The organism is Burkholderia sp. HI2761 (genome assembly GCF_002223355.1).
GTDB lineage: Bacteria > Pseudomonadota > Gammaproteobacteria > Burkholderiales > Burkholderiaceae > Burkholderia.
The window spans coordinates 40,526-53,341 of sequence record NZ_NKFN01000006.1; the positions used below are offsets into that span (position 1 = coordinate 40,526).

Here is a 12,816-nt window from a genome sequence, read left to right on the forward strand (position 1 = left end):
TTAGTCGTACGTATTACAACACTCACAAAACGGAGACAGACGATGAAGAGCAAGACATGGACGATTTGCGCGGCGCTGCTCGGCGCGGCGGCAAGCACGAACGGTTTCGCGCAGAGCAGCGTCACGCTGTACGGCGACCTCGACGCGGCGTTGCTCTATACGAGCCGATCGCTCGATTCGGCAACCGGCGGCAACGCCGGTCGCCAGTTCGCGCTGACCGACACGGGCATGACGCCGACCAACTTCGGCATCACGGGCACCGAGGATCTCGGCGGCGGGCTGCACGCCATATTCAAGCTGGAAAGCGGCTTCAACATCACGGACGGCGCGTTCGGTCATTCGAACGGCAACTTCTTCGGCCGCCAGGCGTGGGTCGGGATCGACGGCGGCTTCGGCGAAACGAAGGTCGGCCTGCAGTTCTCGCCGTTCGTGCTCGCGATACTCGGATCGGATCCGCGCAACGTCTCGCACTTCGGCGCCGCGCTGGTTCCGTATGTCGACAACGTGCTCGTCACGGGCCTCTTCAACCCGAACGCGATTTCGTACACGAGCCCCACGATCGCCGGGCTGACGGCCAGCGCGATGTTCGGTCTCGGCGGAAAGGCCGGCGACTTCCAGGCAGGGCGCCAGTATTCCGGCAGCCTCACCTATACGAACGGCGGCTTCATGCTCAACGCGGCGCTCTACGACGGCAACGGCGGCACGTCGCCGACGCCGGTGCCGAGCACGGTCGCGTTCGTCGGCCGCACGATCGGCACCGCCTATACGTTCGGGCCGGTGACCGGCAAGGCATCGTTCACGAGCTACAAGGTCGCCGGCTCGTTCAGCAACAACGTGTATAGCGCCGGCCTCGACTATCGCGTCACGCCGGCCCTCGACCTGAACACCGGTGCGTGGTACACGACCGACCGCAACGATTCGCACAATCATTCGCTGCTTGCCGCGATCGGCGCCGACTACAGCCTGTCGAAGCGAACGGGCCTGTATGCACAGGTTGGCGTGGTCAACAACCACGGTGCGATGAACACGGGCCTCGGCATCACGGGCGGCGCGCTGTACGGGTTGCCGGGCACGACGGTCGGCGTCAACGCCGGCATCCACCACGTGTTCTGACGCAGCACCCGCGGACGGGCGCCGCCGCGCGCCGCCCGTCCGGCTCCACGCCGCGGCGGCGCCACGGAAACGTGGCGCGCAAGCATCCCACCCGGCATCCGTCCGGCCGTCCGGCCTGCCGATCTCGATGTTTACCCGACCTCAAGTCCGCGGCCGTGCGGCCGTCAAGTCAGGAACGCACGCACAACATCCGCCGGGAACCCGGCGCGCGTGCCCTCAAGGAGACCCACCAACGTGAACTTCTTCGGAATCGGCCGCGGCCGCCGTTCGTCGCGCGCGCTCGTCGGCGACATCGCCGAACAGGCCGGCAGGCTCGGCATCGAGATCTGCGACGTGTCGGGCCACGTCGAGGAAGTCGCGGCCCGCGTCGCCCGGCAGGCGCAGGTGTGCCACACGCTGCGCGAATCGGCGGCGCTCACGCTGCGCGGCAACCACCGGATCGCCGAGACCGCGCAGCAGGTGCGCGATGTCAGCGCGAATGCGTCGAATGCGGTCCGGCAGTCGCAGCAGACGATCGAGGCATCTCTCGCCGACATTCACGGGCTCGTCGAGGGCGTCACCACGATCAGCGACCAGATGGGCGCGCTGCGCGACGCGCTCGATCACGTACGGGCCGTGTCCGAGGAAATCTCCGTTATCGCGCGACAGACCCACCTGCTCGCGCTGAACGCCGCGATCGAGGCCGCGCGCGCCGGCGAATCGGGACGCAGCTTCGCGGTCGTCGCGGCCGAGGTCAAGAACCTGTCCGCGAAGACCGGGCAGGCGACGGCCCAGATCGAGACGACCCTCGCGCGGCTCGCCGAGCAAACCGAACACCTGATCGCGGAAGGCACCGACAACGCCGCCCGCGCGCATCGCGTGCGCGAGGGCACGCGCACGATCGGCGAGGTCGTGCACGCGACCGGCCACGCGATCACCGAGCTCGCCGGCGAGGCCGAACAGATCGCGTCGCTGACGGACGAGATCGAGGCGCAGTGCCACCGTCTCGACGAGCAGGTGGGCGAGATGGCGTCCGGCGTCGAGCACTCGGCCGACAACTTCTCGCAGGCCAAGGACCGGCTCGGCAATCTGCTCTCCGTTTCCGAGACGCTGATCGAGCTCACGGCCGCGACCGGCATCGAATCGCCCGACACGCGCCTGATCGACACCGCGCAGCGCACGGCCGCCGCGATCAGCAAACTCTTCGAGGAGGCGGTCGGCCGCGGCGATATCGCGCTCGACGCGCTCTTCGACGCGCACTACGAACCGATTCCAGGCACCGACCCGCAGCAGTTCACGACGCGCTTCACGGCGTTTACCGATCGCGTGCTGCCCGCCATCCAGGAGCCGGTGCTCGACATGGACGAGCGCGTCGTCTATTGCGCGAGCTTCGACCGGCAGTGCTACCTGCCGACCCACAACCGGAAGTTTTCGCTGCCCCAGCGCGCGGACGCCGCCTGGAACGCGGCGAATTGCCGGAACCGCCGGATCTACACGGACCGGACGGCGCGCATGTCCGTCTCGCACAGCAAGCCGTTCCTGTTGCAGACCTATCGGCGCGACATGGGCAACGGCCAGTTCGTGCTGATGAAGGACGTGTCCGCGCCGATCGTCGTCGGCGGGCGGCCATGGGGCGTCCTGCGGATCGGCTACAGCGTCTGAGCCGGCGCGGGGGCCGCGCCTACTGCTCCAGCCCCACCCCCAGCGGCCGCTGGTCGCTGCGCCCGTGATCGTCTACCACGCGCACCGTATAGCTGCCGGCCGTGCGCGGCTGCCAGAACAGCGCGTCGCCCGGCGCGCTGCGGCCGACATACGCGTCGTTGACGAACCAGTAAAGCGCATGCGCGCTCGCATCGGCGCTCGCGTTGAACGCGATGCGGGTTTCGTCGGCGCTTTTCACGCGCATCGCATACGTACTGCCGCGCAGCGGCGACGTGATGCGCGGCGGATCGCCTTCCACCTGCCCGGCATCGCGGCAATCCGCATTCTGCGGCGGCCGCCGGCGCGGAATGCCGGCCTGCGCGAACACCTGCTGCAAGTCCGACGGCCAGAACTCGAAGACCTCCGTATGGGTGCGCTTGCCGTCGTACGGCGGACAGGCGGCCTTCCCCGTCGCGTCGTCGATCACGACGGGCCGGTGCACGGTGCTCACGCGGATCGGCGACGTGCCCGGGATGAACCACGTCCAGCCCTGCTGCGGACACCATTCGTTCGGCAGATCGCCGCTCGCGAGACAGACCCGCACGCGCTTCAGGTTCGGCGGCACCGCGCGCGGCGGCTCGACGAGCGGACGCTCGGCGTTCATCGCATCGACGACCTGAAAGAACAGCGGCGCGGCCGCATCGACACCGACGAACGCGGTATTGGTCGAATTGTCGAAATTGCCGACCCACACGACCAGCACGTACGGGCCGAACACGCCGGCCGTCCACGCGTCGCGGAACGACCATGACGTGCCGGTCTTCCAGTACACGGGCACGCTCGACGGCTGCGCGCCGCTCGTCTCGTCGGGGCGCAGATGCTGGCGCAGCATGTCCATCGTCATGTAGCTCGCTTCTGCGCTCAGCAGGCGCCGGCCGGGCAGCGCCGGTTCGTCCGCGCGCAGCCGCAGCGGCCTGAACTCGCCGCGATTCGCGAGCATTGCATACAGCGCCGCGAGATCCTGCATCGTCACTTCGCCGCCGCCGAGCACGAGCGCGAGCCCGTAGTGCTGCGCGCTCGCGAGCCGGCGCACGCCCGCGTCCTGCAGGAACCGGTACAGGTCGGGCGACTTGAGCTGGGACGCGACCCACACGGCCGGCACGTTGCGGCTGCGATTCAGCGCATCGGTCGCCGTGATCGGCCCGAGGAAATGACCGTCGAAATTCTCCGGCGCATACGGGCCGAACGACGTCGGCACGTCGCGCAGCACGGTCTGCGGATGCAGCACGCCCTGGTCGAAGCCGAGCGCGTAGATGAACGGCTTGAGCGTCGAGCCCGGCGAGCGCCGCGCAAGCGTGCCGTTCACCTGCCCGTCGATCGTCCGGTCGAAGAAGTTCGCCGAGCCGACCAGCGCCTTCACGCCCATGTCGCGCGTATCGACGAGGATGGCCGCCGCGTTGCGCACGCCGCGCGTATCGTTGCGCGCGACGTAGCGCGAAATCTGCCGTTCGAGCGTGCGTTGCAGGTCGAGATCGATGGTCGTCGCGAGCCGCGCGCCGCCGTCGCCGTCGCTGTCGGCAGCCGCCGTGCCCCCCGACGTCGTGCGCCACGCGCCGCGCGCGGCGAGCGCCTGGTCGACCGCATGCGGCGCATCGAACGGCAGCGCGGACAGCGGCCGCATCGCGAGCGGCAACGCGAACAACGGCTGAAGCGACGCATCGCCCGGGTGCTTCGTCAGCCAGCGCGCATACAGCCGGTTGCGCGACGCGGCCAGTGCACGGTTGATCTCTTCCTGCCCGCCGCGCACGCGCCGCGCCGGGTCCTGCGGAATCACCGCGAGCGCGAGCGCCTCGGGCAGCGTCAGCGCGTCGGGCATCCGGTCGAAATAGACGACGCTCGCGGTGCCCGCGCCTTCGACGTTGCGGCCGTACGGCGCATCGTTCAGATACGCTTCGAGGATCTGCCGCTTCGAGTAGAAGAGTTCGAGCTGCACCGCGCGTGCGACCTGCTCGAGCTTGCCGGCCGGCGTGCGCGTGTTCAGCTTCCACAGCGAGCGCGCGAGCTGCATCGTCAGCGTCGAGCCGCCCTGCGGATTGCCGCCGCGCACATACGTGATCCATGCGCCGCGCGCGAGCCCGTACGGATTGAAACCCGGATGCCACCGGAACCAGCGATCCTCGTGCAGCATCACGGCTTCGACGAACTGCGGCGACATCCGGTCGAGCGGCACCCACAGCCGGTAGCGCTCATCCTTCGCCAGCGTCAGGCGCAGCAAGCGGCCGTGCGCGTCCGTCACCGCGACCGACGACGGTTTCCAGTCGCGCAGCGGCGGATGCGGCCACAGCCGGCACGCGGCCAGCGCGCCGAACACGAGCAATGCGCCCGCGAGCCAGTTCTGCCAGCGATGCAGCCAGCGGCCGGCGCCGTGGCGCGCGCGCCGAAGCATGGATGCATCAATCACGCGCGGTCGCTCCTTGCTTTCGACGTGGCCGGCAACGCCGGCGCCCGCGCATCGTCATCGCACGCGCTCCACCGTCAGCGCCGTACCGCCCGGCGCCTGCGCCTGCACGCGGCGGTCGTACATCGATTCGCCGTAGGCCGGCGGCGCGATGAAGCGGCCTGCGTTGCTCGCCTTGATCCGGTAGACGAACTCGCGCACGTCGGTCGTCGCGGTGCCGTAGATCACCACGCGATCCTCGCGGATATCCGCGAACTGCGGCTGCCACGTCGAGCCCTTCACGCCGATCGGCGAATGCCACGGCGCATCGGCCGCCGGCGCCGACGCACCGCCGTCTCCATTGCCGTCACCGTCCGGCGTATCGGTCACGGGCGGCGGCGCGATCACCGGATCGAAGCCGCCCGGCAGCAGGTCGACGATCGCGACGTTGCCGACGTTCGCCGAACCGGTCGCGCGAATCTTCAGATGCACGTCGATCTCCTGGCCGAGCGCGATCTTCGCAAGCGGCTTGCCGTCCGTATCCGTGTAGTCGCGCACGATCTCCAGCCCGTTCTTGATCGCCTTCGTCGACGTGCCGCGGTCGTAGCCCGACTGGCTCGCGACCCACCACGCCGGCAGCGCGCTGGCGTTCACGAAATCGACGCGCGACGCGCCGGCCGCCCACGTGCCCGAGCGCACGAGGTTCGCCTGGATCGACGACACGTCCTTCGGCGCGGCGCCCGCCCGCACTTCGTTGATCGCGAGCTGGTCGAGCTGGCCCGCGTTCGATGCCGCATACGCGTCGAGCGCGAGAATCGTCATCGCCGACGACAGCGTGTTGTAACGGTTGTCGACGAGCGGCGCGGCGAGGTTGTCCATCGCGCGCGGCGACAGCTTGCGCACGCGCTCCGGGAAGTGTTTCGCGAGCAGGTACAGCACGCTCGCATCGCGCGTCAGCGGATCGATGTAGTAGCCCGTCGAATCATCGCCGTCGGACGCGCGCTTGCGTTCGAGCAACGCCTGCGGGCCCGCGATCAGCGCGGCGGCCTCCTTGTCCTGCTTGAGCAACTGATACGACGCGGCGAGCCACGCCGCCGCGAGATCCTTGTTCCAGTCGTTCGGATAGGCCGCCTGCAGCCGCTTCTGCACGGCCGCGAGGCTGTTGGTCGTCACGTTGCCCTGGCGCGTCAGCAGGTACACCGCGTACGCGCGCTGCCGCAGCAGGTCGAGCGAGCCGAGCGAATCGTTCGCGGCGAGCCGCTGCAGATACGCGTTGCCTGCATCGAGCATGTCCTTCGGCACCGCGACGCCACGGTCGCGCGCATCGAGCAGCACGTGCATCGCATACGCGGACACGAACGGATCGGCATCGGGCGTCGCGCTCCACAGGCCGAAGCCGCCCTGCGCGTTCTGCCGGCCGCGCAACACGCCGAGGAACTGCGCGATCGCGCTCGCGTTGGCCGCATCGGCGCCGGCTTCGGGCGCGTGCATCGCGCTCGTCAGCGCGCGTACCGACAGCCATTTCGCCGCGAACAAGCGTGGCACGGCCGCGCTTACGATCTGCTCGCTGCAGAAGTGATCGAAGTTGACGAGATACGACGACAACCCTTCGGACAGCACCAGCGGCGCGGTTGAAATGCTCGCGTCGCGCGACGCGTACGCGTCGTACATCGACCGCAGGTTCGGCACGCCCGCCTTCTTGCCCGGATCGAGCCGCGCGATGTCGAGCTGCGTGCGGAACGCGGCGGCCGGCCGCACCGACACGTCGACGCGCTGCTGCGCACCCTTCGCGCCGTAGCGCGCGCCGAACGACAGCGCCCCCGAGCCCAGCGTGTCGGTCGCCTTCACGCGGAACAGCGCGACGCCTTCGTGCTGCGGCGCGAGCGCGACGTTCTGCGTCGCCGCACCGATCACCTGCAATTGCGGGCCCGTCTTCAGCGTGACCGCGACCGGCACCGGCTGGTTGCCGAGGCCCGTCAGGTTGTTCGCGACGCCGACGCTGACGTCGGCCTCGTCGCCCGGCGCGAGCGTCGTCGGCACGTTCGGCGACAGCACGAAATCGCCGCGCACCGTCGTCGCGCTCTCGAACGTGCCGACCAGGTCCGGCGACACCGACACGGCCATCACGCGCAGCTTCCCGTTGAAGTAGTCGGGCACCGTGTAGCTCAGGCGCGTCTCGCCGTTCACGTCGACGATCCCCGACCAGTAGACGACCGGCTTGTCGCGCTTGCGCTTGAACGGGTTCAGCTGGCGGCCGATCGCGTCGTCGGCGTCGCCGCCGGGCGCGGCCATCGCCATCAGCTTCTCGAAGTCCGGCAGGATCAGGTCGAGGATCTGCGACGTGCCGACTTCGAGCATCCGCTTGCGGAAGAAGAACTTCAGCGGATCGCCGAGCTTGTAGCGCGCGACCTGCAGGATGCCTTCGTCGACCGCGAACACGACGACCTTCGCGGGCTTCGCCGAATGCACGGTGAAGTTGACGGTGTCGCCCGGCTTCACGAGCGCCGGCGCATCGACGCTCACCGCGTTGCGGCGTGCGTCGAGGTTCACCGAGAACGGCACGACGCCGTAGCTCAGCGGGCTCATGAAGATTTCGTCCGACGACGGATCGCGGATGTATTGCACGTTGATGTAGCCGTTGCCTTCGAAACCGGCCGGCACCGTGATGTGCTGGATCGAGCTCGTCGTGTCCGCGTGGAACCACGCGTGCGCATACACCTTGTCGCGCTCGATCGTGATCAGGCCACTGCCCGCGTAAGGCGCGCGGATCGCGATCTCCACCTGCTCGCCCGGCTTGAAGTCGTGCTTCGCGAGGCTCACTTGCAGCTCGGCGTTGCGGTCGAGCGAACGCGTGACGTTCGCGGCGCCCGTGACCGAATACTCGATCCGGTTCACCGCGGCGCCATCGGCGCGGCGGATCACGAGCGCATAGCTGCCCGGCTTGTCGGTGCGCAGCGCGTAGTCGAGCCCGGCCGCCGAAATCGACAGCGGCTTCTCGTCGACCGGCACTTCCTTCAGCCGCGAATCGTATTTGTATGCGCCGGAATCCTGTTTGGTCAGCACCGACACGTAACGCTGCTCGACGAGCTGCGCGCGCAGGTCCTTCACGTCGATCGCCTTCGCGCCGGGGTCGATCGCGACGAGCCGCACCGTGCGCGGACTGCCGCGCTTCACGTAGCCGAGATCGTCGACCGACTTGTAGCCGACGAGCCAGTCGTTGTTCGACACGAGCGCCTGCGCGTTCGCGGCGACGTTACGGCCGCCTTCCGCTTCGTACGCCTTCGCCTGGAAGTAGAGCTGGTAGGTCGCGTCCGCGTACTTGTCGAGATCGAGATCGAACTCAGCATGGCCCTTGTCGTCGGTCGTGCCGTCCTGCAGCGTGGTCGTGTAGCCCTCCTTCGCGCGGCGTGCGTCGAAGAAGTGATAACCCTGCCAACTGCGGAACGACGGCCACACGGGGCGCAGCGTCAGCGTCGCCGCCACGCGGCGCTTCTCGGCCGGCGTGCCGAACAGGTTCTGCGCATCGACGATGCCCTTCAGCCCCTTCGGCTTCACCCACCCTTCAACGACCTGCTGCGACAGCTTCGCGCCGACCTTCATCCGGTCGGGCAGGAATTCCTTCACCTGCACCGTCGTGCTGCCGATCGGCTCGGCGCCCGGCTGGCCGTCCTTGACGATGTACAGGTTGACGGTCCACGCACCGGTCGGCGCCGTTTCGGCGGTCGTGTAGCCGAGCTCGGTGAAACCCGTCGCGTCGACGGTCACCGGTTTGCGCTCGACGGTCATCCCGCGCGGGTCGACGATCTCCGCCTGCAGCGGCACGCCGGCCGGGCTGCGCGCCCAACTGGCCGCGCGCACGATCAGGCCGATGTGGAACGGGTCGCCGGGCCGGTACAGGCCGCGATCCGAGAACAGGTACGCGGACAGTTGCCCCTGGCCCGTCGCGTTGCGTTCGCCGTCGACGTCGAAGCGCGAGAAGTCGAGCTGGCGGTCGCGGCCGGCCACCGGCAGGAACGACAGGTCGGTGTCCTTCTTCACGACGTACAGCTGCGGACGCTTCTCGCGGTCGAGCCCCTTGAACGCGGGGAAATGCACGATGCCCTCGGCGCCGGTCGTCTGCGAGAACAGCGCCTGGCCGTTCACCGCCAGCACCGACACGGTTGCGCCCGCAACCGGCTTGCCCGACCGGATCGACTGGATGAACACGTCCTGGCTGCCATCCAGCGCCTTCTTGACCAGCATCCCGAGATCGGTCACGACGATCAGGCGCGTGTCGCCGAGCGCGTTGTCGCCGTCGTCGCCATTGCCGCTGCTGTCGCCGGAATCGGCGTTGTCGGACTGATCCTGACTGCCGCCGTCGGACGATGCATCGCCGTCCTTCGCATCGTCGGCCTTCTTCTCGGCGGCAGGATCGTACTTCGACAGGTGCAGCAGGAACACGCCGCGCTTGCCGCCCTTCAGGTACTGGCCGAGATCGATGCCTTCGTAATGGGCTTTGCCGGGATCGCCGGCCGGGAATGCGCGCGTCTGCACGAAGCGCTCGACGATGTGATCCTCGCTGAACGAATACGACAGCTCGGGCCGCGCGTACGTGCCGTTGTTGAAGCTCACGAGATGCTGGATCTGGTCGGGCAGCACGCGGCCGATCTCGACCTTCATGCCCGGCAGGTTGCGCGACACGACCGACAGCCGCTTGCTGCCGCTCATCGACAGCAGCGAGCCGTCGGCCATGAAGCGCAGCAGCTTCGGATAGTCGGGCACCGTGAATACGTTCGTCACCGCCTCGCCGAGCCGATAGCCACCCGCCGATTTCAAATCGCCCTCGAACCGCACGACGACGCGCTCGCCCGGCGTCGCGTGGTACTTGAAGCTTTGCAGCGTCGCGAAGTCGTCCTCGGTCGGTACGACTTCGAGCGGCAGCGGCTTCGACTGCTTCAGCACCGCGTCGCTGACGTCGGCCAAATTCCATTCGTACGGCGGATCGTCGTCCGGCTGATCAACGCCCGGCTTGCGCTTCGGCAGCACCCACGCCTTCGCGCGCGCGGCCAGCTCGGCGCCGCGCACCCCGTCGGAGGTTTCGGCGACGAGCACCTGCTCGGGCTCGTAGCGCTCGTTGTCGACCAGGGTCGGCGCGATATTGTCGATCGACAGGCTGTACAGCCCCGGCACGCCCACCGACGCGTGCAGCACGTCCGGCGTGCCGTTGCCGCCGCGCGCGCTCTTCACGCCCTTGTCGACGTCGAGCCGCACCGACAGCGGATCCTTCGGAATCTCGAGCGGCTGCGAGTGGACCCATGCGCTCGTCTTCATCTTGTCGTAGTTGACCGTGTAGCGCAGCGGCGACACGGTCTTGCCGTCGCGGCCGACCAGCACGAGGCCGATGCGCTTCTCGAACTCGGCCGGATCGACCGGGTAGTTGAAATGCAACTGCAGCAGCGCCTGCTTCTCCGCCGGATTGTCGGGGTTCTGATAGAACTCGTTGTTGCCGAACGTCGCGGCGAATGCCGGTACGTCGAACGCGAAACGGTCGTCGTGCATCGTCACCTGCGGCGCGAACACCCGATGCACGGCGAAGCGCACCTCGACGTGCGCGCCGACCGGCCAGTCGGCCGCCGGCGTGAAGCGCAGCGTCTTGTCGTCGGCCCACTCCCACGCGCCCTTCAGCGCGGGCGTCATCTCGATGCCGTCGCCGGCCGGCTTGCCGACCCGTTCGATCGGCGCGGCCGATTGCGAGAACGCCACCTCCAGCGGATGCACGGTGATCTTCGGCTTGTCGGTGTCGTCGACCTCGTAGGTCGTGATCGCCGGCGCCTTCACGGTGAAGCCGACGGTTTCGGGCTCCGGCGGCTTGGGGCGATGCTTGAACCAGTAGCCGCCGTAACCGAGCGCGGCCGCGAGCAGCACGATGCCGCCGGCATGCCACGGGCGGCGGCGCACGGCCGCGGCGGTGACGCCCATCCACGCGGGCGCCGTCCACGACACGTTGCCGACCAGCGGCCGCAGCGCACAGCCGAGCAGCCACCAGACGAAACCCGCCACGCGAATCGGCAGGAGCAGCAGGAAGCGCAGCAAATCCATTTTGTTATTTCCTTGTCAAGGACATGCTGCCCAAGCGGCAACCTTCCCCGAATTGTTATGGGTCTGTGACGGCGCGGCCCGGTTGCGCCGTGAATACTTGATATGTTCGACCGGATGCTGGGCGCCATTATCGACCAGACCCGAAACGATGGAAATATCGGCGTGCCGGCGCGCAACGCCTGCCGACCACCAGCCGGGCGGGCGGATTTCCGCGGGCGACGCGCCGCCGTCCGACCTCCGCACGCGGTCGCGCAGCGTTCGCTAGAATGCGCGGCTCGGCAGGATCGAATCGAAATGAAAGGAAACCGCTTGAAACTCCCGTTCGAATGGCAGATCGGGCTGCGCTACGCGCGCGGCGGCCGGCGCTCGGCCGGCGACGGCTTCGTATCGTTCATCGCCGGCGCCGCGATGGCCGGCATCGCACTCGGCGTGGCCGCGCTGATCGTCGTGCTGTCGGTGATGAACGGCTTTCGCACCGAGGTGCGCGACCGGATGCTGTCGGTGCTCTCGCACGTGGAAATCTTCTCGCCGTCCGGCTCGATGCCCGACTGGCGGCTGACCGCGCACGAATCGTTGCAGAATGCTGCGGTGCGTGCCGTCGCGCCCTATGTCGACGCGCAGGCGCTGCTGACGAACGCGGGCAACGTGACGGGCGTCGCACTGCGCGGCATCGATCCCGTGCTCGAGCCGCGCGTGTCCGAGATCGCGCGCAAGCTGAAGACGGGCCGTCTCGACGCGCTCGTGCCGGGCGAGATGGGCATCGTGCTCGGCGCCGCGCTCGCCGACGCGCTGCACGTGACGATCGGAGACCGCGTCACGTTCTTCGCGCCCGGCAATACCGCGCGCCTGGGCGATGCGCTGCCGCGGTTCCGCCAGTTCAACGTGGTCGGCACGTTCGAATCGGGCCACTACCAGTACGACAGCTCGCTCGCGTACATCCACCTCCGCGACGCGCAGCAACTGTTCAACGTGCCCGCGCCGACCGGCATCCGGCTGCGCGTCGACGATCTGCAGCGCGCGCCCGACATCGCATTCGCACTGTCGCGCACGCTGTCGGGCAACCTCTATATCCGCGACTGGACACGGCAGAATCGCACGTGGTTCGAAGCCGAGCGGCTGCAGAAACGGATGCTGTCGCTGATCCTGATGCTGATCGTCGCGGTCGCCGCGTTCAACCTCGTGTCGTCGCTCGTGATGACGGTCACGCAGAAGCAGGGCGACATCGCGATCCTGCGCACGCTCGGCGCACCGCCCCGCGCGATCATGAAGATCTTCGCGATCCAGGGGATGACGATCGGCCTCGCCGGCACGCTGGCGGGCGTCGCGCTCGGCTGCGCGATCGCGGTGAGCATCCCGGTCGTGCTGCCGGCGATCGAGCAGGTGCTCGGCATCCGGTTCCTGACGCCGTCCGTATATTTCCTCAGCTCGCTGCCGTCGAGGCTCTCGGCGATCGACGTGATCGAGATCGCGGCGGCCGCGTTCCTGATGTCGTGCGTCGCGACGCTGTACCCGAGCTGGCGCGCCGCGCGGGTGCGGCCGGCCGAGGCGCTGCGCGACGAGTAGGCGCG

5 protein-coding genes are annotated in these 12,816 nt (G+C 68.5%); 3 read left to right on the forward strand and 2 right to left on the reverse strand.

Annotated features, from left to right (window positions below; all coding sequences use genetic code 11):
• Positions 1-42 precede the first annotated feature (42 nt).
• Together CFB46_RS16795 and CFB46_RS16800 are read left to right on the forward strand one after the other, a co-directional pair.
• Positions 43-1,113, forward strand: a complete 1,071-nt coding sequence (locus CFB46_RS16795; RefSeq protein WP_089500545.1) for a porin — start codon at positions 43-45, stop codon at positions 1,111-1,113.
• Positions 1,114-1,347: 234 nt separating this feature from the next.
• Entirely contained in the window at positions 1,348-2,754 is a 1,407-nt protein-coding gene (locus CFB46_RS16800; RefSeq protein WP_027781372.1) for a methyl-accepting chemotaxis protein, read from the forward strand.
• Positions 2,755-2,773: 19 nt separating this feature from the next.
• On the opposite strand, the gene pbpC is transcribed toward CFB46_RS16800, so the two are convergent.
• The gene (gene pbpC, locus CFB46_RS16805; RefSeq protein ID WP_089500546.1) at positions 2,774-5,194 is read right to left on the reverse strand and encodes a penicillin-binding protein 1C; all 2,421 of its coding nucleotides are present in this window, start codon (positions 5,192-5,194) and stop codon (positions 2,774-2,776) included.
• A 54-nt stretch (positions 5,195-5,248) separates the two neighbouring features.
• A complete protein-coding gene (locus tag CFB46_RS16810; protein ID WP_089500547.1) occupies positions 5,249-11,248 on the reverse strand; it encodes an alpha-2-macroglobulin in 6,000 nt (1,999 codons plus the stop codon).
• A gap of 294 nt (positions 11,249-11,542) precedes the next feature.
• Between CFB46_RS16810 and CFB46_RS16815 the strand changes: the two genes are divergently transcribed.
• Positions 11,543-12,811: a lipoprotein-releasing ABC transporter permease subunit gene (locus tag CFB46_RS16815; RefSeq protein ID WP_089500548.1), complete on the forward strand. Its 1,269-nt coding sequence runs from the start codon at positions 11,543-11,545 to the stop codon at positions 12,809-12,811.
• The last annotated feature ends 5 nt before the right edge of the window (positions 12,812-12,816 follow it).